Here is a 21,815-nt window from a genome sequence, read left to right on the forward strand (position 1 = left end):
GGTGGCTTTTGGGAGCGGAAGCGGGGAATTGCGGGGGAATCACCGGGGTGAACCTGCTGCTCTTCCGCGTCTGTCTGTCTCTGGTTGGCACCACTTTTGCGCGATGTGGCGCGACTGAGCGACAGGGGCGAAAAGCTGATTCGCATCACGCCTGGGGGTGCTTTTTCCCGATCGGCCCCGGTCCGGCCCGGATTTGGCGGTGAAACGGCTAAGTAGTTAAAATTTCAGCAACATTCCCTTCTGGAAATGGAAACAATTTGGTGTGCCGCGAAGCTCATGTGGGTAAGTGCCATTGGCAAGCGCGCAGGAAATCCGGCGCTTGAAAAACTTTTCCAACCTGCAAGCCTTGAGGTGTCAGAACGACCCAACACAACCAGAAGGTGTGACATGTCCGCTATCCGCAAACAGCTGAAAAATCAAGTGAAAACCGATTCCGCATGGCAGGACCTCCTGTCCGGTGAGGCCACCGGCATGATGTCTTCGGGCTCTGCGCCCAGCCTCTCCGGCGACCTGATGTCGGGCGATGCGATCGAGATGTTCTCTTCCGGCTCCGCCCCGCAAAGCGCGGACGTCATGGCCGGCGACCTGGTGCAGGCCTTCTCCTCCGGTTCCGCCCCGGTGACCTCCGCAGCCATCGCCGGCGACGCGGTCGAAGCCTTCTCCTCCGGCTCCGCCCCGGTGACCTCCGCAGCCGTCTCCGGCGACGCGGTCGAGGCTTTCTCTTCCGGCTCCGCCCCGGTGACCTCCGCAGCCGTCTCCGGCGATGCGGTCGAAGCCTTCTCTTCTGGTTCCGCTCCGGTCACCTCCGCAGCCGTCTCGGGCGACGCGGTCGAAGCCTTCTCTTCCGGTTCCGCTCCGGTGACCTCCGCAGCCGCTGGCGGTGACATCACCGGCGCCTTCTCCTCCGGCAGCTGAGCCGACCTTCCTGACAGTCCTGGGCGCGGGGATCCCCCGCGCCTGCAACCCGGTCCCCGGCGCGCGGCTGCGCGCGCCGGTCCCATTTCCGCGTCTTCCGCCTGCCAGAAAGACCCAAAGGAGCGGCCCCATGTCCTATCTCCCCTCCAACGTGATCGCCTTCCCCCAGAGCAGCCTGCACAAGCCGCGCCAGGCCGACCGGCCCACCCGCTGCGCCGCGCTGATCGACGCCTTTGCGCACCAGCGCCGGGCAGAGGGGGACGTCTTCTGGCTGAAAGAGAACGCGGAACTTCTCAACATCCTGCAATGCACCGGCCAGACCCTGCCCGAGGGCGCCCTGGCCCCGCATGACGCCCTTTACGATCGCATCGCCGACCGCCTGTCCTTCTTCCCTCAATACTACCGCTTCTTCCTGTCCCTCTGCCTGGACCTGGAAGACCTTGGCATGGGCGGTGACACGGGCGCGGAACTGGTCCAGCGGGCCGCCGAACAGGGCTTGGCAGAGGCAGAGCTTTCGGATCTGCAGCGGGCCGAGGCGCGCCGCCTGATGCTGCGCCGGGGCGTCGATCCCATCGCCGACAGCGACGGGCTGACCGACCGCCTGATCGCCTTCGCCTCGCGCTCCGCGACCTTCGCGGTGCCGAACAAGAAGGCTGCCTATGAATTGACCCATATCTGCTTCTACCTCAGCGAATACGGCAGCCGAAATCCGCGATTCCCGCTAGGCGTGCAGAAAAGTCTTAATTTTGCGGGAACGCTCGCCTACCTTGACCGCAACGCCGATCTCCTGGCCGAGGTCTGCGTGGCCCTGCGCCATTGCGGCCTGACCCCGGCACCCACCTGGGAGGACTGGCTGGCCCAGGAAACCGATGGTTTCGCCCTTGAAGGGGCAGGGCAGCAAGCGGCCGGATCGGGTGGAAGTCATTGGAATGGGGGACATTTCATGGGGCAGGACGGGTATCACGACTATCTTGTCAGCAATTGGGCGCTCGCCCTGGCTGATGGCGATCCCTTTGGCCATGACGTGCCTGACGGCATGGTCCGCTTCACCCCGCCGCAAAGAGAATCGGGCCCGCTGCTGGCCATGTCGCGCCTGCTGATGGCCGATGACCGCCGCTCCGCCGACTGGGAGGTCATGCGCAGCCCCATCGCAGAGGCGCTCCATGACGGCGCGCCCGAAGACCTGGATCACCTGGCCCGGGCCGAGGAGGCCTGCGCGGATTTCCCGGCCTTCTTCGAAAGCTTCGCCCGTGCCAATCCGCGCCCCGGGGCGGCCCAGGTCACGGGCCCGCGCGCGGTGCCGGTCTGATGGCCCGCCTGGCGCCGGCCACGTTTCTCGGCACCTTCCTGGTCCTGTTCTACACCGCCCTGATCTCGGGCGCGGATGCGATCACCAAATTCATCGCCGGCGCCTTTGCCGCGCCCCAGCTCTACGCGATTTCCGGCGGGCTGGTGGCGCTGTTCTGCGTGGGCAGTGCACTGGCCTCGGGCGAACGGCCCACCCGCGCGCTGCGCACCACGAAGCCGCTGGCCATGGCGCTGCGCAGCGGGGCCACGCTGCTGGCGTCCACCTGCTATTTCTACGCCTTCCGCGATCTGCCCCTGGCAGAGGTCTTCATCTTCATCGGCCTGATGCCGATCTTCGCCGCGCTGATGTCCGGCCCCATCCTGGGCGAGCGGATCTCCATCGCGGTCTGGATCGCCCTGGGCACCGGGGTGCTGGGCATGCTCTGCCTCTTCCCCGAAGGGGTGGCGCAGGTGAAGCCTGGCCATCTGACGGCGGCGCTGGCCTGTCTGTCGGGCACCTTCTCCATGGTCATGGCGCGCTATATCGGCCGGCATGAGACCAATGCGCTGGCGCAAGTCTTTTATCCCAACGTGACGATCATGCTGGTGATGGGGCTGGCGCTGCCCTTCGTCTGGCGCCCCATGGGGCTGGCGGACCTGGGCTTCGTGCTGGGCTATGCGGCGCTGCTGTTCGGGGCTCGCTGGGTCTCTGTCGTGGCGCTGCGCAACCTGGCGGCCTATGTGGTCACGGCGCTGATGAACCTGCAATTCGTCTGGATGACACTGCTGGGCGCGCTCTTCTTCGGGGAATTCCCCACCGCCAATATCTTCCTTGGCTCGGCCATCGTGATCGGATCGGGGCTGTTCCTGATCTGGGACCAGGTCACCCAGGAACGCCGCGCCGTGATCCGCGCGGCCCGCCCGGTGGCAGAGCCCCTGGTGGTCACGCCGGCGGAATAACCCCGCGCACAGGAAAACGGGCCGCCCCCGTCCTGGGGGCAGCCCGTCTGAAGCTTGGCGAGGTGGCGCAGGCCCGAAACCCGCGCAAAGGACCTTACATCGAGAAGGAGGTGCCGCAGCCGCAGGAGGACGTGGCATTGGGGTTCTCGATCACGAAGCGCGCGCCGATCAGCTCTTCTGTGAAGTCGATCGTGGCCCCGGCCAGGAAGGGCAGGGAGGTGGCGTCCACCACGACCTTCTGGCCCTTGCCTTCAAGAACCAGGTCATCCTCGGCAATTTCGTCCAGTTTGATTTCATATTGGAAGCCCGAGCAGCCGCCACCTTCCACGGCCACGCGAAGGGCCTGACCCTCCGCGCCGATCTCGGCAAGGCGGTCGAATGCACGGTCTGTGACTTTGGGCGGCAGGTTCATATCTGGATTCCTTTGACATTTTGCATGTCCTGTCCCGCCAATATAAGGAGGATGGCAAAAGGCGACAAGAAGCCCAGGGACAAAGCCATAATGACCGCAGTCTATGCCTCCGATCCAGCCGCCTCTCGTGGGCGGCTCTACCAGGAGCCGCTCAGCTCCTTCCGGTCGCCGTTCCAGCGGGACCGGGACCGGATCATCCATGCCTCGGCCTTCCGCCGGCTCAAGCACAAGACGCAGGTCTTCATCGAGCACGAAGGCGATTACTTCCGCACCCGTCTGACCCATTCGATCGAGGTCGGTCAGGTGGCACGCACCATGTCCGGGGCTCTTGGGCTGGACCAGGAACTGACCGAAGCCGTGGCCCTGGCCCATGACCTGGGCCACCCGCCCTTCGGCCATACCGGCGAAGACGCGCTGCATGAGCTGATGGCGCCCTATGGCGGCTTTGACCACAACGCCCAGGCCATCCGCATCGTCACCAACCTGGAACGCACCTACGCCGAATGGGACGGGCTGAACCTGACCTGGGAAACCCTGGAAGGGATCGCCAAGCACAATGGGCCGGTGACGGGCCGCATCCCCCATGCGCTGGCCGCCTATAACAAGCTGCATGACCTGGAGCTGTCCACCCATGCCAGTACGGAGGCCCAGGTGGCGGCGCTGTCCGATGACATCGCCTACAACAACCACGACCTGCACGACGGGCTGCGCGCCGAGCTCTTCTCGACCGAGGAACTGGCGGAGCTGCCGATCCTGCACGACTGCTTTGCAGAGGTGGACCGGCTTTACCCCGGCCTCAACCTCTACCGGCGCCGGCACGAGGCGCTGCGCCGCTTCTTCGGCGTGCTGGTGGAGGACGTGATCCGCGTCAGCCGCGCCAACCTGGCAGAGATCGACCCGCAAAGCGTCACCGATGTGCGCCATGCCGGGCGGATGATGGTGCAGTTCACGCCGACGCTCTGGGAGGACCTGACGGTCATCCGCAAGTTCCTGTTCCACCGCATGTACCGCGCCCCCGAGGTGGTGGAGATGCGCAAGAAGGTGACCCGGATCATCCACGAGCTCTTCCCGCTGTTCATGGAAGAACCCGAGCTGCTGCCCAAGCAGTGGCGCAAGGACGTGGAGGACATCACAGGGGACGAGATCGCCCTGGCGCGGATCGTCTGCGATTATATCTCGGGCATGACGGACCGTTTCGCCATCGTGGAACATGCCCGGCTGACCGGGCAGGATCCCGAACCGGGGCTGCGCGCCTCGGGCCCCGGGCATATCCGCTATGCCGACCGGGTGGTCGAGGAGTGAGACCGGCAGGGGGAGGGGCCAGCCCCTCTTGAGCCCGTGCCGGGCCCAATTCACCCCGGAGGTTACCCGCAAGAAGAAGGGGCAAGGGGTGCCCGGGCCTTTCGGGCAGGTCGGGGCGGCGTGCGCCGCGTTAACCCCGGCGGGATGCCGACACAGGCACCGACGTGATACCGACGTATTACCGACGCGATACAGACATGGGGCCGGCGGGCGATTCGCGCTTGTTAACAAGGGGACTGCGCGGATGGAGCGGAGGGTGACCTCAGTGACGCGCACCGAGGGGGGGCGCACGCAGCGGTTACCCTTTGGTATGCGGCGCCAGGTGGCTCTTCCATTGACCTTCGGCACGGGGCTGTTAAACCGCGCCGGTATCGTCAGGAAAGCGCCATGAACCTCTTTACAGATATCCGCAGCCTCGTCCTTGAGAGCCTCACCGCCCTGCAAGCCAAGGGTGACCTTCCCGAAGGCCTTTCCTTCGACAATGTCACCGTGGAGCCGCCGCGCGATGCCCTGCATGGCGACATGGCCACCAATGCGGCGATGGTGCTGGCCAAGCCGGCGAAGATGAAGCCCCGCGACATCGCGGAGGCGCTTGCCGCGCTGCTGATCGCCGATCCGCGCATCACCAGTGCCGACGTGGCGGGCCCGGGCTTTCTGAACCTGCGGCTGTCCACTGACAGCTGGGCGGAGATCGTTGTTGCCGCCCTGCAGCAGGGCACCGCTTACGGGCGCTCCGACATGGGGCAGGGGGCAAAGGTAAACGTCGAATATGTTTCGGCAAATCCCACCGGGCCGTTGCATGTGGGCCACACCCGCGGCGCGGTTTTCGGCGATGCCCTGGCGACGCTGCTGGATTATTCCGGCCATGAGGTCACGCGGGAATATTACATCAACGATGGCGGTGCCCAGGTCGATGTCCTGGCGCGCTCGGTCTACCTGCGCTACCTCGAGGCCTTCGGGCGCGAGGTCGAATTTGCCGAGGGCACCTATCCCGGGGAATACCTGATCGAGGCCGGCGAGACGCTGAAGGCCAAGGTGGGCGACGCCTATGTCGACCAGCCCGAAGAGGTCTGGCTGGACGAGGTGCGCAGCTTTGCCACCGAGGCCATGATGGAGCTGATCCGCGCCGACCTGAAGCTGCTCAACGTCGAGATGGATGTCTTCTTCTCTGAAAAGAGCCTCTATGGCACCGGCCTGATCGAGACGGCCATCGACCGGCTGAAATCCGAAGGGCTGATCTATCGCGGCGTGCTGGAACCGCCCAAGGGCAAGAAGCCGGAGGACTGGGAGCCCCGCGAACAGACGCTGTTCAAATCGACCGAACACGGCGATGACGTGGACCGCCCGATCATGAAATCGGACGGTGCCTGGACCTATTTCGCTCCGGACATCGCCTATCATTATGATAAGGTTTCCAGGGGCTTCGACCAGCTTATTGATGTCTTCGGCGCCGATCACGGCGGCTACGTCAAGCGCATGAAGGCGGCGGTTTCGGCGCTGTCGAACGCCTCTGTCCCGCTCGATATCAAGCTCTGCCAGCTGGTGAAGCTTTACAAGAACGGTGAGCCCTTCAAGATGTCCAAGCGGGCGGGCACCTTCATCATGCTGCGCGACGTGGTCGAGCAGGTGGGCCCCGATGTGACCCGCTTCGTGATGCTGACCCGCAAGAACGACGCGCCGCTCGATTTCGATTTCGACAAGGTGCTTGAACAGAGCCGGGACAACCCCGTCTTCTACGTTCAGTATGCCCATGCGCGGATCTGCTCTGCCCTGCGGAAAGCCGCCGAGGCGGGGATCGCCTGTGACGATGCCGCCCTGGCCGCAGCCCCCCTGGATGTCACCCATGAGAACGAGATCGCGGTTGCCAAGAAGCTGGCCGAATGGCCCCGCCTGGTAGAGATCGCGGCCCGCACACATGAGCCCCATCGCGTTGCGTTTTACCTGTACGAGCTGGCCTCGGATCTTCATGCGCTCTACAATCGGGGCAACGAGGAAACCCAGCTGCGCTTCGTCCAGGAAGACAACCCTGTGGCAAGTCAGTCAAAACTCGCTCTTGCGCGTGCCGTGGCCGTTGTCATTTCGGCCGGATTGGGTATCCTTGGAGTCACCCCGGCAGAAGAAATGCGCTGACGCAGCAGCCGGGGCGAGCAGTTCGCGAAAACCGGAATACGGATCGGGCCGTCAGAGCCCCGGCAGGCAGAGGCGTTATGGCAGAATATCAGGCAGACGGGTTCGCCCCCGTCGAAGCGGTTTCCTTTGGGCGTATGGTCACGATCGTGGGCGGGGTTCTCTCGTTTGCGCTGGTGGCAGGCGTGGTTTTCTGGGGCTACCAGATGGTGATGCGGGATGTTTCCGGCGTGCCCGTCGTGCGGGCCATGACCGGAGAGATTCGGCGCATGCCGGAAAACGCCGGCGGCCAGACGGCGGCCTTCCAGGGCTTTGCCGTGAACCGCGTGGCGGCCGGCGAGGGCACGGATGGCATCGCGGACCGTGTTGCCCTTGCGCCTGAGCCCGTGCGCCTTGGCCAGGAAGGCATGACCGAACGCGAGCTGGCGGTTGCCATGCGCATCGAGGAAGAGGCCAACACCCGGCCCGTCCCGATGGATACCGCGCTGACCATGACGGCCCCTGAGGCCATGGAAGAGATCGCGCCGCAGAACGGTGCGGATTCGGATCTTGCGCCTGAAGAGGGGGCAGAGCTGGCCGAGGCCACGCCGGAAGCCCCCGCGCCGAAGATCGTCGGCGGTGGGCTTGGCTATTCCGTGACGCCGCGCCTGCGTCCCGGCGACCTGTCCCAGACCCATGCGGCCGCCGCGGCGGCGGCTGCGGCAGCACCGCCCAAGCCGACCGTGCAATTCGCCTCTGCCGCCGATGTGACCCCGGGCAGCCGCCTGGCCCAGCTGGGCGCCTTTGATTCCGAAACGGTGGCCGAGCAGGAATGGACGCGTCTGATGCGCAGCTTCTCGATCTACCTCGAGGACAAGCAGCGGGTCATCCAGCGCGCCGTCGTGGGGGGACGCGCCTATTACCGGCTGCGCGCCATGGGCTTCGAAGACCTGGCCGACGCGCGCCGCTTCTGTGCCGCCCTGGTGGCCGGAAATGCCGATTGCATCCCCGTGGTGAGTGAGTAACCCTTTCTCTCCACTGGTGAACCTCAGGAGAGACCATGCCCTTCGGCGCCACCATTCTGGACCCCACAGGCCCCGTGCTCAGCCCGGAAGAGAAACGTTTCTTCCGTGACGCCGATCCCTATGGCTTCATTCTTTTCGCCCGCCACATCGAAACGGCGGAGCAGGTGCGCGCGCTTTGCGCGGATCTGCGCGACAGCGTGGGGCGCAATGCGCCCATCCTGCTGGACCAGGAAGGGGGCCGCGTGCAGCGCCTGCGCCCACCGCTGGGACGGCAATGGGACGATCCGCTGCCCTTCGTGAACCGGTCCTCCGACCCCGAACAGGCGATGTTCCTGCGCTACGCGATCATCGCGTCAGAGATGCGCGCCCTTGGCATCGACGTGGATTGCGCCCCCCTGGTGGACGTGGCGGACCCCGATACCCACCCCTTCCTGCGCGACCGCTGCTACGGGATGGAGCCCGCCGCCGTGGCCCGCCTTGGCCGTGCGGTGGCCATGGGCCTGTTGGCCGGGGGCGTGCTGCCGGTGGTCAAGCACATGCCGGGCCATGGCCGTGCACGGGCGGACAGCCACAAGGAACTGCCCCGCGTCACTGCATCGCTGGACCAGCTGAACCAGGTCGATTTCGCGCCCTTCAAGGTGCTCAATGACCTGCCCATGGCGATGACCGCCCATATCGTCTACGAGGCGCTGGATGACACCGTCCCGGCCACGCTGAGCCCGCGTGCCATGCAGGTCATCCGTAATGACATCGGGTTCGACAACCTGGTGATGACCGACGATATCTCGATGAAGGCCCTGTCCGGATCGCTGCCCGAGATCACCGTGGATGCGCTGGCGGCGGGCTGTGACGTGATCCTGCTGTGCAATGCCGCACTGGAGGATCGCCGCGCCGTGGCAGAGGCCGCCGGGCGGATGTCCCCCTCGGCCCAGGTGCGGGCGGAACGCGCGCTGGATCCCCGGCCCGAAACCGCCCCCGCGCTTGACATCGTGGAAATGGAGGCCAAGCTGTCCGCTCTTGTGGACGGGCCGCTGTATGGATGAAAAGGACCTTTTCGAAGAAGACGATATCTCCGTTGCCGAAAGGCTTGCGGCAGAGGCACTGATCGTCGACGTCGAGGGGTTCGAGGGCCCGCTCGACCTGCTGCTGACGCTGTCGCGCACGCAGAAGGTCGATTTGCGCAGGGTTTCCATCCTGAAGCTGGCCGAACAATACCTGGCCTTCGTGGAACGCGCCAAGAAGCTGCGGATCGAACTGGCCGCGGATTACCTGGTGATGGCCGCCTGGCTGGCCTTCCTCAAATCGCGCCTGCTGCTGCCGCCCGATCCCAGCGAAGAGGGGCCATCGGGCGAAGAGCTGGCCGCGCACCTGGCCTTCCAGCTGGAGCGGCTTCAGGCCATGCGCGATGCCGCCGCGCGCCTGATGGCGCGCGACCAGAAGGGCCGGGATTTCTTTTCCCGTGGCGTGCCCGAACAGGTCGAAAGGGTCCGCAAGGTCACCTATTCCGCCACGCTGCTGGACCTCATGCAGGCCTATGCTCGGATCCGGACCAAGGATGAATTCCGCCCCTTCGTGCTGGACCGCGACAACGTTTTCACCATGGAACAGGCGCTTGACCACATGCGCGGCATGATCGGCTTTGCCGGCAGCTGGATGGAGCTGTCCTCCTACATGCCCACGGGCTGGGACGCCCATCCGATGCGCCGCCGCTCCGTCACTGCCGCGACCTTCGCGGCCTCGCTTGAGCTGGCCAAGGAAGGCAAGCTGGAGATCCGCCAATCCGAGACATTCGCGCCCATAGAGCTGCGCCGGAGAGACACCAGAGATGACCGCTGACACGGCCCCGGATACACCCCAGGGGCAGGACGGGGCAGAGACCCCGCGCGAAAGCCTTTTCGAAGCCCCGCCCATGGCAGAGCAGGAGCGGATGGTCGAAGCCATCCTCTTTGCCAGCACGGAACCGGTGACGGTGGCCGACTTGAACGCGCGCATGCCCCATGGCTGTGACGGCGCGCAGGCCGTGCAGCACCTGCGCAAACGCTACGAGGGGCGCGGCGTTCATGTGGTCAAGGTGGGCGACTCCTGGGCTGTGCGCACGGCGCCGGACCTGGGCTTCCTGATGCAGAAGGAAACGGTGGAAACGCGCAAGCTGTCCCGCGCGGCGATCGAGACGCTGGCGATCATCGCCTATCACCAGCCCGTCACCCGGGCAGAGATCGAGGAGATCCGGGGCGTGACCGTCTCTCGCGGGACCGTCGATCAGCTGCTTGAGATGGAGTGGATCCGCTTTGGCCGCCGCCGCATGACCCCGGGCCGGCCGGTGACCTTTGTCGTTACCAACAGCTTCCTCGATCACTTCGGGCTGGAAACCCCGCGCGACCTGCCCGGGCTGAAGGATCTGCGCGCCGCTGGCCTGCTGGAAAGCCGCCCGCCACCGGGCCGCGAAGTGCCCGAGGACGAGCGCGACGAGGATGGCGATCAGACGGATATGTTCGAAGACGAATGACGCCCGGCACAGTAGCCCGCCCGGGATGAAATCCGGGGCAGGGCGTGCTATCTGGGTCGAAACGGGTATCCCACCCGGAGCCATCATGAGGCCGCGATGAATGCCGATCGACTGATCAAAATGTTCGCCCGCAGGTTCCTGCGCAAGACGATGAACAAGAGCATCGACAAGCTGGGCGGTGACAGCCCCGAAGAGAAGAAGCGCGTGCGCCAGACCAAGCAGATGGCATCCCAGATGCGCAAGACACAGCGCCTGCTGCGTCGCATGGGCCGTTTCTGACCCGCCGGTTTCGCCTCAGACGCTCTTGAAGTGCTTGGAGAGTTTCAGACCCTGGCCCTGGTAATTGGACGCGATCTCACGGCCATAGAGCATCTCTGGACGTTCGGCCATGGTTTCATAGACCAGCCGCCCCACGATCTGCCCGTGCTCTAGCACGAAGGGCGCTTCGTGGCAGCGTACCTCCAGCACCCCGCGTGAGCCTGCGCCGCCCGCCTCGGCATAGCCGAACCCGGGGTCGAAGAAGCCCGCGTAATGCACCCGGAACTCGCCCACCATGGCAAGATAGGGCGACATCTCTGCGGCGTAATCGGGCGGGATGGTGACCGCCTCGCGGCTGACCAGGATGTAGAAGGCACCGGGATCCAGGATGATCTGGCGATCGGTGCTGCGCACCGGCTCCCAGTATTCGGCCGGGTCGTAATGGTTCAGCAGGTCCAGGTCGATCACGCCGGTATGGGGCTTGGCGCGGTAGCCCACCAGGGCGTCTTCTCCGGCGCTCAGGTCGACAGAGAAGCCAAGACCGTTCTCGATCACCGGATCCGTGTCCACCAGCGGCGTTGCGGCGTGCAGCGCGGCCAGCGCCGTGTCCGACAGCTGCGCTTGCCCATCGCGGAAGCGAATCTGGTTCAGCCGCATGCCCGGCCGCACCAGCACGGAGAAACTGCGCGGGCAGATCTCTGCATAGAGCGGGCCGGTGTACCCTGCGGGAATCCGGTCGAATTCCGTGCCGCCATCGGTGATCAGCCGGGTCAGCAGATCAAGCCGCCCGATGGAGCTTTTCGCATTGGCCATGGCCGCGACCCCTTCGGGCAACTCCAGGCTTTCCGCAAGGGGCACCACGTAGACGCAGCCCTTTTCCAGGACCGCCCCGTCGGTCAGGTCGATCTGGTGCATTTCGAACTTTTCCAGCCGTTCGGCCAGCGTCCGCCCGGAACCCGCCAGGAAGGAGGCGCGCACGCGCCAGGCCTTGGTGCCCAGCCTCAGGTCAAGGCTGGCAGGCTGGATCTGTTCGGGAATGATCGCCGGTTCGGCCCGGATTTCCCCGCGGTCGATCATGGCTTTCAGATGCTGGCTGGCCAGGATTCCGGTCATCGTCGCTCCTCCGCGTATCGCGGCAGATTAGGCGCAACCGTAAACAGAGAAAACCCCTGTTTTCACAGGGGTTTCTCAGTTTTTCTCCAGCCCTCGGCAGGGCCGAAACGTCGGTGGCGGCGGGAGAAATTTGGTCGGGCTAGCAGGACTCGAACCTGCGACCTTCCGTCCCCCAGACGGACGCGCTACCAGGCTGCGCTATAGCCCGACGGTTTGCGCTTTCTATCCGATCTGCGGGTGAGGGCAAGCGCTTTCTTGTGCCGATCGCAGGGAAATTTCCGGGAATTTTCAGCCCGCTCCGGCCAGCTTGCGGGCCAGCGCCAAGGCGTCCTTTGCCGTCTCGGCGGGCAGGGGTGTGGAACGCTTTGCCAGCAGGCTCAGCACGCCTTCTTGCACCGGGAAGGCATCGTCTTCCGGGTCGTCGGGCAGGGTGTCCAGGATGGATGGGGCAGGGGATTCGGGTTCCGCGACGGGCTCCGGCATGGGCTCTGCCGGGGATTCGGCGACCGTATCAGGCGCCTCCGCCATGGGGATATCCGCCGCGAGCGATTCTTCTGCGGGCTCCGGCATCTCTTCCGGCGCGGGGACTTCATCCGGCGCGGGGGATTCGGGGGGCACCACCGGATCGGCCAGGCCACCCTCGTCCTCGGACAGGACAGAGGTTTCGCTGCCCATGGCACCGCTGCCGAAGGTCTCCGGCACGGGGGGCAGGTCGGGCGTTGGAATGACGGGCGGCACGTCCGGCTCTGGCGGTTCCTGCAACCCTACAAGAGAGGGCGACATGGCCGAGACATGGCCAACACCCTGGTCGCGCAGCATCTTCTGCACGCCCTTGATGGTCATCCCCTCGTCATGCAGCAACCGCTTGATACCGCCCAGCAACTCCATGTCGGAGGGGCGATAGTAGCGACGGCCCCCGGCACGTTTGACCGGGCGGATCTGGCTGAACTTGCTTTCCCAGAAACGCAGAACATGGGCCGGAGTATCCAGCCACTCTGCAACTTCGCTGATGGTGCGGAAGGCCTCTGCGCTTTTGGCCATGAGGCAAACCTAGCCCTTGTTGCCAGCCGCCACGCGGTCCTTCATCAGGTGCGAGGGCCGGAATGTCAGAACCCGGCGAGGAGAGATCGGAACCTCGTCCCCGGTCTTCGGGTTGCGACCTACACGGGCGGCTTTTTCACGTACGGAGAAGGTCCCGAAGGATGAGATCTTCACCTGCTCACCGCTGACCAGCGCATCGGACATATGGGCCAGTACGGATTCGACCAATTGGGCGGAGTCGTTGCGCGACAATCCGACTTCACGGAAGACGGCCTCGCTCAGGTCCATCCTCGTCAGTGTTTTCTCACTCATATCCCTGTCCCTTTCTGGTTGAGCCAGAATAGGTGCGGCCTGTTTTCCGAGTCAATATCAATGGTTTGTCACATCGTTCCAATGCGACATTCCAGAGCCTACCAACGGATAACGACCGAACCCCAGGCCAGACCGCCACCGATTGCCTCGGTAACCAGCAGCTGACCTTCCCGTATCTTGCCTTCTTGCACTCCGACGGAGAGCGCAAGGGGAATCGATGCGGCAGAGGTATTGCCGTGATCCTGCACCGTGACGATGACCTGCTCCATCGGCAGTCCCATCTTCTTGGCGGTGCCCTGGATGATGCGGATATTGGCCTGGTGCGGCACGATCCAATCCACGTCCGCGCTGCCCAGGCTGGCTTTCTCAAGCGCCCGTTCGGCGGTTTCCGTCAGCTTGGAGACAGCCTGGCGGAACAGGGGGTTGCCCTGCATCCGCAGCTTGCCGGAGGCACCAGAGGTCGAAACGCCCCCGTCGACATAGAGCATGTCGCGGTAGCGACCGTCGGAATTCAGATCACAGGACAGGATGCCGCGATCCTGCGACGTGCCGGATCCGGTGCGCGCCTCAAGCACCAGCGCGCCGGCGCCGTCGCCGAAAAGCACGCAGGTGGAGCGGTCGGTCCAGTCCATGATGCGCGAAAACGTCTCGGCACCGATGACCAGCACGCGTTCGGCCTGGCCCGAAAGGATCAGCCCGTTGGCATTGGTCAGCGCAAAGATGAAGCCGGCGCAGACCGCCTGGACGTCATAGGCAAAGCCGCGCGTCATCCCCAGCCCGCTCTGCACCATGGTGGCGACGGAGGGGAAGGTCAGGTCCGGGGTAGAGGTCGCCACGACGACCGCGTCGATCTCATCCGGTTGCAGCCCGGCCATGTCCAGCGCGTTCTTCGCCGCGGCAATGGCCATCTGGGAGGTCGTTTCGCCCTCGGCAGCGAAATGTCGGCGCTCGATGCCCGAGCGCGTCCGGATCCATTCGTCCGTCGTGTCCAGGAAGCTTTCAAACTCGCTGTTGGGTACCACGCGTTCAGGCAGGTAATGCCCGACGCCGGTTGCGACTGCCCGTAGTGTCATTCCGTCCCCGTCTCCCGTTCCGCGGCATCCTGTGCCAGCGTCACGGCAGATGCAACCCGTGCCGCGATCTTGTCCTGGAAGCCGGACAGGGCAAGCTGGTAGGCCAGCTTGATCGCCGCGGACACCCCCGTGGCATCGGCAGAGCCATGGCTTTTGACCACGGTGCCGTTCAGCCCCAGGAAGACCCCTCCGTTGACGCGCCGCGGGTCGATCCGCTTTTGCAAACGCCGCATGGAGGTCAGCGCCAGAAGCGCCGCGATTCGAGACAAGGGTGTGTATTGAAAGGCTTCTTTTAGAAGGTCGCCAATCAGCTTGGCGGTGCCTTCGCCGGTCTTGAGCGCGACGTTGCCGGTGAAACCGTCCGTCACGATCACGTCGCAGGTATCCCCGGGGATATCCCCGCCCTCGACGAAACCGACATATTCGAAGTTGCTGCCGTCCGCGGCCTGGGCAATCAGCTCGTTGGCGGCTTTCAGCTCGGCCCGGCCCTTGTGCTCTTCGGTGCCGACGTTCAGCAGGCCGACGCGCGGGCAGTCCAGCTTCAGGCCGTTGCGGGCGTAAGAGGCCCCCATCAGAGCATATTGCAGCAGGTCGTGTTCATCCGCCTTGATGTCCGCGCCCACGTCCAGCATCACGTTGAACCCCTGCGGGTTGCGCGATGGCCAGAGCACGGCGATGGCAGGGCGGTTGACGCCCGGCAGCTTGCGCAGCCGGATCATCGACAGGGCCATCAGCGCGCCGGTGTTGCCGCAGGACACGCAAACGGTGGCCTCGCCCTGGCGCACGGCCTCAAGGGCGGACCACATGGAGGTGTCCTTGCCACGGCGCACGACCTGGCTGGGCTTGTCATCCATGGTGACGACACCCGCGGCATCGCGGATCTCGACCCGGCCGGCCAGCTGCTTGCGGCGCGCGACAAGGCGCTCCAGCTCTGCGGCGGGACCGTGCAGGATGAAGTCGATATCGGGATTCTTCCGGGCAGACCGCACCATCCCGGCAACCACGGTTGCCGGTCCCCTGTCGCCGCCCATGGCATCCAGGGATATCACGATGCGTCCGCGGTCAGAGGGCGGAGTCTGTCCAGTTGGTGACGATTCTGTCGCGTTCATGGAAGACAATCCGCCCCCTGGGACGGGCTTATGCCGCGTCTTCGTCCAGATCGATTTCGTCAGCCATGGCGACCACTTCGCGGTCAGCATAGTGGCCACAGGACGGGCAGACGTGGTGCGGGCGTTTCAGTTCGCCGCAGGACGGGCACTCGTTGGGGTTGCCAGCGACCAGGGCGTCGTGTGCGCGACGGTTGTTGCGGCGCGACTTGGAGACTTTGTTCTGTTGGACAGCCATGTCACAACCTTATCTGTTCTTCGGGGGCGCGGGACTGTCGGCTTGTGCCGCAGGCAGTCAGGGCCCGGTTTCACGTGGATGCAGGCTCTTAGTCGGAGACAGGCCCGGCATTCAACCCAAAATTCGGATGGAGGCGCGAAAATACTGTGAAATCGCCTCCGTGCAAGCGATTCTTTGCTGCGGTACGGCACGTCGGACAGCAGCACAGGCAGGCTTTCGGCTCAGCTTTCGCCTTCGCCCTCCTCGGGCGTCTTTTTTGCCATCAAGCTGGCCAGCCCGGCAAAGGGCTTGGTGTCCTCGTCCGTCATGGCCTTGGACCCGGGGCGGGTGTGGACCGTATCGCCCGGGCCAACGCCTTCGGCGCGCGGATAGGCGGGCAGGGCAAGGGCCAGGGCCTCCTGCATGACGACCGCCGGGTCGATCACGCTGCCGAGCATCTCAAGCGTGTCATCCTCGGGCATCTCCACCTCTTCATCCGTCATGACATCGTCAGGCAGATTGGGGGTGTAGCGGCGGGTGACATCCTCTTCGATCCGGGTGGTCACCGGCTTGAGCGTGACGGAGCATGGCTGAACCACGGTCGCGCCAAGGTGCCCGGTCAGCAGCCAGTCCTCTTTCCCGGCGGTGCGGATCTTGCCGACGAAGCTCAGTTTGCGCAGGTCATCAATGCCCAGCTGGCTGGCCGTCGCGGCAAGGGTATCCTTGTCCGGGCGCAGCTCGAAGGCGGTGTCATGGGTCTTCGACAATGTCGAGACGCGCAGCGCCGTGGCGCCGTGATCCGGTGGGTTTCCGGTCATTGTCCTCTTTCCGTGCAGGCTTTCTTGAAGTGGGTGCGTTCCTTCTGTAAGCGAGGTAAAAGCCTGAGCAATGATTTACAAGAGGGGCGGAAATGGGGCGTAAGGGATTCCGGGCAGGATATCTGGTGGCCTGCGTGGCCTTGGTCGGTCTGACCGCCTGTTCGGCGCAGTATCGCAATCACGGCTACGTTCCTGATGATGTGACCCTTTCTCAGGTCACCGTGGGCGTTGATACCCGCGAGACCGTGGAAGAGCTGGTCGGCGCGCCGACCACCGAGGGCATCCAGAAGGACAGCAGCATCTACTACGTACGCTCGCGCGTGCGCAGGTACGCCTTCTACCGGCCAGAGGTCGTCTCGCGTGAGGTTATGGCGCTCAGCTTCAACAGCGGCGGCGTGCTGACCAATATCGAGACCTACGCGCTGGAAGACGGCCATCTGGTCGAGCTGACGCGCCGCGTCACCGATTCCTCCACCGCGGACAAGACCTTCATCCGCCAGCTGCTCGGCAACCTGGGCCGGGTCGACGCCTCGCGCGTGCTGGGCGGGGAATAAGTCTGCAGCTGATCTGAAGGCGGCCGGGCCATGGGCCCGGCCCACCGGGCGAGGGGAGCACCGGGCGCGGCTTGGCGCAGCCCCGGGACTGGCCGGATCGCGTTGCGATTGATTTGTCACGATCTGGTCATATCTGCCATGGTAACCGGGCACGTAAGGGGGCCCGCGTGCAGGGTTGCCTGCGGGAGAATACCATGCTGTCACTCAAGAAGGGGCGCTACGCGGCCCGCTTTGCCGAAACCGCCCAGGATCTTCAGGCCGCGCAACAGCTGCGCGCCCGCGCCTTCTTCGGCCCCTCCGGAACAGAGGCAGCAGAGGCGGGTAAAGACACCACATACGATGCGCGGCTCGACGCCGATGATTTCGACCAGATCTGCACCCATGTCCTGGTCGAAGATCAACGCGATGGCCGGCTGGTCTGCTGCTTCCGAATCCTGCCGCTTTCGGCGGGGCGCGAGATCGGGCGCAGCTATTCCGCCCAGTATTACGAGCTTTCCGGTCTTGAGGCCTTCGACGGGCCCATGGTCGAAATGGGCCGCTTCTGCATGGATCCGGAGTGCCGCGACCCCGATATCCTGCGCATCGCCTGGGCGGCGATGACCGCCTATGTGGATGAGAACGGCGTTGAAATGCTCTTCGGCTGCTCCTCCTTCAAGGGCACGGATGCAGAGGCCTACCTGGATGCCTTCGCCATGCTCAAGGAACGGCACCTGGCGCCAAAACGCTTCCTGCCACGGGTCAAGGCACCCAGCGTCTTCCGCTTCGCGCAGAAACTGCGCCGCAAGCCGGACCTGAAACGCGCGGCCCTGGCCATGCCGCCTCTGCTGAGGACCTATCTGCTGATGGGCGGCTGGGTGTCGGATCACGCAGTGGTGGATGCGCGGATGAACACCCTGCATGTCTTCACCGGCCTCGAGATCCGCGCGATTCCCCCTGCCCGTAAACGCCTGCTGCGTACCGCTGCCGGCTGAGGCCAAGCGGATCAGACAGGCTCAGGGATAATCCCTTCCCTTGCGCGGCCGGAAGACCGGCAGCGACAGGTTGCGCATCAGCGCGGCCCCGCGCAGCGCGAAGAGCACCGCGAATCCCGCCACTGCCGCCAGGACCCTCGGTTCATTGCCCGCCAGGATCAGCACCGTCGTGCTGGCCCCAAGCGCAGCGGCGGTCACGTAGATCTCCCGGCGCAGGATGACGGAAGGCTCCTGGCCCAGCGTGTCGCGGATGATGCCGCCCACCGTGCCCGAGAACACCCCAAGCACCACGGCCACCAGCCCGGCGACGCCCTGGTCCACGGCCTTCAAGGTGCCGGCAATGACCGCGAATCCCAACCCGAAGGCATCGAGCCAGAGGATCAGGTTCATCCGCGAATGCACGCGACTGGCGGTGAAATGTAGCACCACGGCCACGATCAGGCAGAGCGCCAGGGGCAGGGGATCCACCACCCAGAAAACCGGCACGTCCAGCAGCAGGTCGCGCAGCGTCCCGCCGCCCACGCCGGTCGCCGTGGCGAACCAGATGAAGCCGAAGATATCCATCTGCTTTCGCGAGGCGACAAGCGCCCCCGTCGTGGCAAAGACCACCGTGGCCAGCACGTCGGCGGCGAAGAGAAGCGGGTTGTCGATCATCTGGCCCTCCGGCGGCACTTTCCCCTGCCTACCGCGCCGCGCCGGTGGCTGCCAAGCGCCTGCGAACGACCGCCGCGCTTGGGGCGCGGGCAGGATGCCTCCGGCGGAAGTATTTTTGGCCAGATGAAAAGGATCCCCGCTCCCGGCTTCATCTGGCCGGAAATACTTCGGGGGGGCGTCTCCGCAGGAGAAGGGGGGCTGGCCCCCAACTCCGCTTGACGCCGCCCCGCGGCCTGATTAGCTGCGCGCCATGGCACAGGCACCCCTTCTCCAGCTCTCCGGCATCTCCCTGACCTTTGGTGGCGATCCCGTTTTCGATGCACTTTCCCTGACCGTTCAGCAAGGCGACCGCGTGGCGCTGGTGGGCCGCAACGGCTCCGGCAAGTCGACCCTGATGAAGGTCATGGCCGGGATCGTCGAGGCCGACCGCGGCGATGTGGTCATGGCCCCCGGCACCACCGTCGGCTACATGGAGCAGGAGCCGGACATGTCTGGCTTTGCGACATTAGGCGAATTCGCCATGTCGCGCCTGGACCCGTCAGAGCAATACAAGGTGGAGATCGCGGGCGAAGGGCTGAAGTTCGATCCTGACCGCCCGGTCGAGACCGCCTCTGGCGGGGAACGCCGGCGCGCGGCCCTGGCGAAGCTCATGGCCGAAGCGCCGGAGCTCATGCTGCTGGACGAGCCCACGAACCACCTGGACATCGAGGCGATCGCCTGGCTGGAAGCAGAACTCAGCCAAACCCGCACCGCCTTCGTGCTGATTTCCCACGACCGCGCCTTCCTGCGCAACCTGACGCGACAGACCCTCTGGATCGACCGGGGCCAGGTGCGGCGCCAGGAAAAGGGCTTCGAGAACTTCGAGGCCTGGCGCGACAAGGTCTGGGAGGACGAGGATACCGCCCGCCACAAGCTGGATCGCAAGATCAAGTCCGAGGCCCGCTGGGCGGTCGAGGGCATCTCTGCCCGGCGCAAGCGCAACCAGGGTCGGGTGCGCAACCTCCAGGACCTTCGCGAGGAACGCTCAAGCCAGATCCGGCGCAAGGGCGCCGCGGCCATGGCTTTCGACAGCGGCCCGCAATCGGGCAAGAAGGTAATCGAGGTCGCCGGGCTGGAAAAGACCTATGGCGGCAAGCAGATCGTCACCGGCTTCGACCTGCTGGTGAACCGCGGCGACCGGATCGCCTTTGTCGGGCCCAATGGCGTGGGCAAGACGACGCTGATCAAGATGCTGATGGGAGAGGTCGCGCCGGATGCCGGTACGGTCAAGCTGGGCACCAACCTGCTGCCCGCCATCTTCGACCAGTCGCGCGCCCAGCTCGATCCGGAAATGACGCTCTGGGAAAGCCTGACGGGCGACAAGGACATGCGCGTGTCGGGCCAGGCCGACCAGGTCATGGTGCGCGGCACGGCCAAGCACGTGGTGGGATACCTCAAGGAATTCCTCTTTGACGAGGCCCAGGCGCGCGCCAAGGTCAAATCGCTCTCGGGTGGTGAAAAGGCCAGGCTGCTGCTGGCCAAGCTGATGGCGCGCGAAAGCAACCTGCTGGTGCTGGACGAACCGACCAACGACCTGGATGTCGAAACGCTCGACCTATTGCAGGAACTGCTGGACGATTACGACGGCACCGTGCTGCTGGTCAGCCACGATCGGGATTTCCTGGACCGAGTCGCCTCTGCCACCATCGCGATGGAGGGGGACGGCCTCGCCACGGTCTATGCGGGCGGCTGGACCGACTACCGCGCGCAGCGCAACGAGGCCGCAGCCGAGTCCTCCGCCAAATCCGCGCCCAAGGGCGGCGGCACGAAACCCACCGCCAAGCCGGCAGAGCCCGTGGCGAAGAAATCGGGCCTTTCCTTTACCGAAAAGCACCGCCTGGAAGAGCTGCCCTCGGTCATCGAACGGCTTGAGGCGGAAATCGCCAAGCTTGAGCAATTCCTGGCCCAGCCCGATCTCTACCAGAAGGAACCGGTGAAATTCACCAAGGGGACAGAGGCGCTGGCCGAACGCCAGCAGGCCCTTGCCGCCGCGGAAGAGGAATGGCTGGAGCTGGAGGAGAAGGCCGGTTAACCCGGCTTCTTCGCCGCGAACCAGCCGCGCTTGCGCACGATCCCCAGCAGCATGACCGTCAGGATGATCCGGTAGAGATGGTGAATTGTCACCACGGCCGGGTTGGCATTCAGGCTGAGCGCGATCAGCGCCATCTCCGTCACCCCGCCGGGCGAGAAGGAGATCAGCAGAACGTCCAGCGACTGCCCGGTCAACGGATGCACCGCTAGGGCCATCAGCAGCGCCACCAGCAGCATCGCGGCCACGGAGACGATGCTCAGCCAGCCCGCCTTGACCAGCCGCCGCAGGTCCATGCCCGCAAAGCGCATCCCCAGCGAGGTCCCGATGACGATCTGGCAGCCGTTGATCAGCCATTGCGGGGCCTCGATCACCGCCAGGCCGGACAGCGTGGCGATGGCCGCACAGATCAGTGGCCCGACAAGCTGTGCGGCCGGCACGTTGAGGCGGCTGAAGACCACCAGCCCGATCACTGAAACGATCAGAACCTCGTCGACGTGGCTCAGGCCCACGGGTGTCTGGTTCATGCTCATTCCGGCCGAAGATCCCACCGGATGGCCGTACCACAGCGACAGCCCAATCGGCAGCAGGGTGATGACGGTGATGATGCGCAGGAACTGCTGCACCGCCAGCACGCGCACATCGGCGCCCGCGCTTTCACCCGCGATAATGGATTCGATCAGCCCGCCGGGGGAGGCCGCGAAAAAGGCCGTGGGCTTGTCATAGCCGCCCACGCGGCGGAACAGCGCGTAGTTCATCGCCTGGGCCAGGGGAACGAACAACGTCAGCGCGATCAGCGACGGCACGATCCTGGGGAGGTGCTGAACCACATCCCAGGTGATCTTGGCCCCGATGGTGGCGCCGATGATGGCGATGAAGATCGACCGGACCTGCTCCGGGAACCGGTAGCCCTCGGGCAGGACCTTCGGAAAGATCCCACTGGCCAGCGCCACGAGGACCAGCGATCCCAGCATGTAGGGCAGGGGCGCATGTAGCACATGGGCCAGCGTGCCCCCAAGGAAACCGACAAGGCACAGGCCAAGCGCAAGGGGGAGCGATTTCAGGAAATCTTTCAAGTCGATAGATGCCGGTCTGGGCCCGGAACAGGCTTCGGACC

General features: G+C 65.0%; 23 protein-coding genes and 1 tRNA gene. 13 read left to right on the forward strand and 11 right to left on the reverse strand.

Translation table 11 applies throughout. From position 1 onward, the window contains the following. Positions 1–420 precede the first annotated feature (420 nt). The 3 genes from HCZ97_RS05050 (at position 421) to HCZ97_RS05060 (ending at position 3,162) form a co-directional block, all read left to right on the forward strand. Positions 421–915, forward strand: coding sequence for a hypothetical protein (locus HCZ97_RS05050; protein ID WP_368484324.1), 495 nt, complete (start codon positions 421–423; stop codon positions 913–915). Between the two features lie 130 nt (positions 916–1,045). Further along, positions 1,046–2,224 (forward strand): hypothetical protein, encoded by a 1,179-nt coding sequence (locus tag HCZ97_RS05055; protein ID WP_254871356.1) that lies wholly within the window; start codon positions 1,046–1,048, stop codon positions 2,222–2,224. Further along, on the forward strand, positions 2,224–3,162 hold the full coding sequence (locus HCZ97_RS05060) for a DMT family transporter (RefSeq protein ID WP_167687593.1): 939 nt from the start codon (positions 2,224–2,226) through the stop codon (positions 3,160–3,162). Before HCZ97_RS05055 ends, HCZ97_RS05060 begins: the two co-directional genes overlap by 1 nt. A gap of 94 nt (positions 3,163–3,256) precedes the next feature. Here the strand turns inward: HCZ97_RS05060 and HCZ97_RS05065 are convergent, their stop codons facing one another. Then, on the reverse strand, positions 3,257–3,574 hold the full coding sequence (locus tag HCZ97_RS05065) for an iron-sulfur cluster assembly accessory protein (RefSeq protein WP_167687594.1): 318 nt from the start codon (positions 3,572–3,574) through the stop codon (positions 3,257–3,259). A gap of 90 nt (positions 3,575–3,664) precedes the next feature. Between HCZ97_RS05065 and HCZ97_RS05070 the strand changes: the two genes are divergently transcribed. The 7 genes from HCZ97_RS05070 (at position 3,665) to HCZ97_RS05100 (ending at position 10,792) form a co-directional block, all read left to right on the forward strand. Further along, positions 3,665–4,876 carry a deoxyguanosinetriphosphate triphosphohydrolase gene (locus tag HCZ97_RS05070; RefSeq protein WP_167687595.1) on the forward strand — a complete coding sequence of 404 codons (1,212 nt, stop codon included), beginning with the start codon at positions 3,665–3,667 and terminating at the stop codon, positions 4,874–4,876. Between the two features lie 387 nt (positions 4,877–5,263). Then, complete coding sequence (gene argS / locus HCZ97_RS05075) at positions 5,264–7,006, forward strand: arginine--tRNA ligase (protein WP_167687596.1); 1,743 nt, start codon at positions 5,264–5,266, stop codon at positions 7,004–7,006. Between the two features lie 77 nt (positions 7,007–7,083). Next, a complete protein-coding gene (locus HCZ97_RS05080; protein WP_167687597.1) occupies positions 7,084–8,007 on the forward strand; it encodes an SPOR domain-containing protein in 924 nt (307 codons plus the stop codon). Positions 8,008–8,042: 35 nt separating this feature from the next. Continuing rightward, positions 8,043–9,050 carry a glycoside hydrolase family 3 protein gene (locus HCZ97_RS05085; protein ID WP_167687598.1) on the forward strand — a complete coding sequence of 336 codons (1,008 nt, stop codon included), beginning with the start codon at positions 8,043–8,045 and terminating at the stop codon, positions 9,048–9,050. Next, entirely contained in the window at positions 9,043–9,843 is an 801-nt protein-coding gene (locus HCZ97_RS05090; protein WP_167687599.1) for a ScpA family protein, read from the forward strand. Before HCZ97_RS05085 ends, HCZ97_RS05090 begins: the two co-directional genes overlap by 8 nt. Then, a complete protein-coding gene (scpB, locus tag HCZ97_RS05095; protein ID WP_167687600.1) occupies positions 9,833–10,513 on the forward strand; it encodes an SMC-Scp complex subunit ScpB in 681 nt (226 codons plus the stop codon). Before HCZ97_RS05090 ends, scpB begins: the two co-directional genes overlap by 11 nt. 120 nt (positions 10,514–10,633) lie before the next feature. Continuing rightward, the gene (locus HCZ97_RS05100) at positions 10,634–10,792 is read left to right on the forward strand and encodes a hypothetical protein (protein WP_217701728.1); all 159 of its coding nucleotides are present in this window, start codon (positions 10,634–10,636) and stop codon (positions 10,790–10,792) included. A 15-nt stretch (positions 10,793–10,807) separates the two neighbouring features. Here HCZ97_RS05100 and HCZ97_RS05105 read toward each other — a convergent pair whose 3' ends face one another. From HCZ97_RS05105 to HCZ97_RS05140, 8 genes are all read right to left on the reverse strand, one after another. Further along, entirely contained in the window at positions 10,808–11,884 is a 1,077-nt protein-coding gene (locus HCZ97_RS05105) for a 2'-deoxycytidine 5'-triphosphate deaminase (RefSeq protein WP_167687602.1), read from the reverse strand. 131 nt (positions 11,885–12,015) lie between these two features. After that, positions 12,016–12,092: transfer RNA gene (locus tag HCZ97_RS05110), tRNA-Pro, on the reverse strand. A gap of 80 nt (positions 12,093–12,172) precedes the next feature. Then, the gene (locus HCZ97_RS05115; protein WP_167687603.1) at positions 12,173–12,925 is read right to left on the reverse strand and encodes a MerR family transcriptional regulator; all 753 of its coding nucleotides are present in this window, start codon (positions 12,923–12,925) and stop codon (positions 12,173–12,175) included. A gap of 9 nt (positions 12,926–12,934) precedes the next feature. Beyond that, a complete protein-coding gene (ihfA, locus tag HCZ97_RS05120; protein ID WP_167687604.1) occupies positions 12,935–13,237 on the reverse strand; it encodes an integration host factor subunit alpha in 303 nt (100 codons plus the stop codon). Positions 13,238–13,335: 98 nt separating this feature from the next. Next, positions 13,336–14,310, reverse strand: a complete 975-nt coding sequence (locus HCZ97_RS05125) for a beta-ketoacyl-ACP synthase III (protein WP_167687605.1) — start codon at positions 14,308–14,310, stop codon at positions 13,336–13,338. After that, the gene (plsX, locus tag HCZ97_RS05130) at positions 14,307–15,419 is read right to left on the reverse strand and encodes a phosphate acyltransferase PlsX (protein WP_167687606.1); all 1,113 of its coding nucleotides are present in this window, start codon (positions 15,417–15,419) and stop codon (positions 14,307–14,309) included. Before plsX ends, HCZ97_RS05125 begins: the two co-directional genes overlap by 4 nt. 28 nt (positions 15,420–15,447) lie before the next feature. Continuing rightward, the gene (gene rpmF, locus HCZ97_RS05135; RefSeq protein WP_119839897.1) at positions 15,448–15,654 is read right to left on the reverse strand and encodes a 50S ribosomal protein L32; all 207 of its coding nucleotides are present in this window, start codon (positions 15,652–15,654) and stop codon (positions 15,448–15,450) included. A gap of 221 nt (positions 15,655–15,875) precedes the next feature. Further along, positions 15,876–16,451, reverse strand: coding sequence for a DUF177 domain-containing protein (locus tag HCZ97_RS05140; protein ID WP_167687607.1), 576 nt, complete (start codon positions 16,449–16,451; stop codon positions 15,876–15,878). A gap of 92 nt (positions 16,452–16,543) precedes the next feature. Between HCZ97_RS05140 and HCZ97_RS05145 the strand changes: the two genes are divergently transcribed. Both HCZ97_RS05145 and HCZ97_RS05150 read left to right on the forward strand, forming a co-directional pair. Beyond that, entirely contained in the window at positions 16,544–17,005 is a 462-nt protein-coding gene (locus tag HCZ97_RS05145; RefSeq protein WP_167687608.1) for an outer membrane protein assembly factor BamE, read from the forward strand. 194 nt (positions 17,006–17,199) lie between these two features. Continuing rightward, positions 17,200–17,976 (forward strand): GNAT family N-acetyltransferase, encoded by a 777-nt coding sequence (locus HCZ97_RS05150; protein WP_167687609.1) that lies wholly within the window; start codon positions 17,200–17,202, stop codon positions 17,974–17,976. Between the two features lie 21 nt (positions 17,977–17,997). On the opposite strand, the gene HCZ97_RS05155 is transcribed toward HCZ97_RS05150, so the two are convergent. Next, positions 17,998–18,630, reverse strand: a complete 633-nt coding sequence (locus tag HCZ97_RS05155) for a trimeric intracellular cation channel family protein (protein ID WP_167687610.1) — start codon at positions 18,628–18,630, stop codon at positions 17,998–18,000. 250 nt (positions 18,631–18,880) lie between these two features. Here HCZ97_RS05155 and HCZ97_RS05160 point away from each other — a divergent pair, with 250 nt between their 5' ends. Beyond that, a complete protein-coding gene (locus HCZ97_RS05160) occupies positions 18,881–20,701 on the forward strand; it encodes an ABC-F family ATP-binding cassette domain-containing protein (RefSeq protein ID WP_167687611.1) in 1,821 nt (606 codons plus the stop codon). Here HCZ97_RS05160 and HCZ97_RS05165 read toward each other — a convergent pair. Beyond that, positions 20,698–21,774: an AbrB family transcriptional regulator gene (locus HCZ97_RS05165; RefSeq protein ID WP_167687612.1), complete on the reverse strand. Its 1,077-nt coding sequence runs from the start codon at positions 21,772–21,774 to the stop codon at positions 20,698–20,700. The two genes, HCZ97_RS05160 and HCZ97_RS05165, sit on opposite strands and share 4 nt — an antisense overlap. Positions 21,775–21,815: the final 41 nt, after the last annotated feature.

Source organism: Pseudooceanicola sp. HF7 (assembly GCF_011806405.1).
Taxonomy (GTDB): Bacteria; Pseudomonadota; Alphaproteobacteria; order Rhodobacterales; family Rhodobacteraceae; genus Pseudooceanicola.

Bases quoted from the DNA above. Each gene is read 5' to 3' on its own strand.
- HCZ97_RS05055 (WP_254871356.1), top strand. From the start codon at position 1,046: ATGTCCTATCTCCCCTCCAACGTGATCGCCTTCCCCCAGAGCAGCCTG.
- HCZ97_RS05060 (WP_167687593.1), top strand. From the start codon at position 2,224: ATGGCCCGCCTGGCGCCGGCCACGTTTCTCGGCACCTTCCTGGTCCTG.
- HCZ97_RS05065 (WP_167687594.1), bottom strand. From the start codon at position 3,574: ATGAACCTGCCGCCCAAAGTCACAGACCGTGCATTCGACCGCCTTGCC.
- HCZ97_RS05070 (WP_167687595.1), top strand. From the start codon at position 3,665: ATGACCGCAGTCTATGCCTCCGATCCAGCCGCCTCTCGTGGGCGGCTC.
- argS (WP_167687596.1), top strand. From the start codon at position 5,264: ATGAACCTCTTTACAGATATCCGCAGCCTCGTCCTTGAGAGCCTCACC.
- HCZ97_RS05080 (WP_167687597.1), top strand. From the start codon at position 7,084: ATGGCAGAATATCAGGCAGACGGGTTCGCCCCCGTCGAAGCGGTTTCC.
- HCZ97_RS05085 (WP_167687598.1), top strand. From the start codon at position 8,043: ATGCCCTTCGGCGCCACCATTCTGGACCCCACAGGCCCCGTGCTCAGC.
- HCZ97_RS05090 (WP_167687599.1), top strand. From the start codon at position 9,043: ATGGATGAAAAGGACCTTTTCGAAGAAGACGATATCTCCGTTGCCGAA.
- scpB (WP_167687600.1), top strand. From the start codon at position 9,833: ATGACCGCTGACACGGCCCCGGATACACCCCAGGGGCAGGACGGGGCA.
- HCZ97_RS05100 (WP_217701728.1), top strand. From the start codon at position 10,634: ATGTTCGCCCGCAGGTTCCTGCGCAAGACGATGAACAAGAGCATCGAC.
- HCZ97_RS05105 (WP_167687602.1), bottom strand. From the start codon at position 11,884: ATGACCGGAATCCTGGCCAGCCAGCATCTGAAAGCCATGATCGACCGC.
- HCZ97_RS05115 (WP_167687603.1), bottom strand. From the start codon at position 12,925: ATGGCCAAAAGCGCAGAGGCCTTCCGCACCATCAGCGAAGTTGCAGAG.
- ihfA (WP_167687604.1), bottom strand. From the start codon at position 13,237: ATGAGTGAGAAAACACTGACGAGGATGGACCTGAGCGAGGCCGTCTTC.
- HCZ97_RS05125 (WP_167687605.1), bottom strand. From the start codon at position 14,310: ATGACACTACGGGCAGTCGCAACCGGCGTCGGGCATTACCTGCCTGAA.
- plsX (WP_167687606.1), bottom strand. From the start codon at position 15,419: ATGAACGCGACAGAATCGTCACCAACTGGACAGACTCCGCCCTCTGAC.
- rpmF (WP_119839897.1), bottom strand. From the start codon at position 15,654: ATGGCTGTCCAACAGAACAAAGTCTCCAAGTCGCGCCGCAACAACCGT.
- HCZ97_RS05140 (WP_167687607.1), bottom strand. From the start codon at position 16,451: ATGACCGGAAACCCACCGGATCACGGCGCCACGGCGCTGCGCGTCTCG.
- HCZ97_RS05145 (WP_167687608.1), top strand. From the start codon at position 16,544: ATGGGGCGTAAGGGATTCCGGGCAGGATATCTGGTGGCCTGCGTGGCC.
- HCZ97_RS05150 (WP_167687609.1), top strand. From the start codon at position 17,200: ATGCTGTCACTCAAGAAGGGGCGCTACGCGGCCCGCTTTGCCGAAACC.
- HCZ97_RS05155 (WP_167687610.1), bottom strand. From the start codon at position 18,630: ATGATCGACAACCCGCTTCTCTTCGCCGCCGACGTGCTGGCCACGGTG.
- HCZ97_RS05160 (WP_167687611.1), top strand. From the start codon at position 18,881: ATGGCACAGGCACCCCTTCTCCAGCTCTCCGGCATCTCCCTGACCTTT.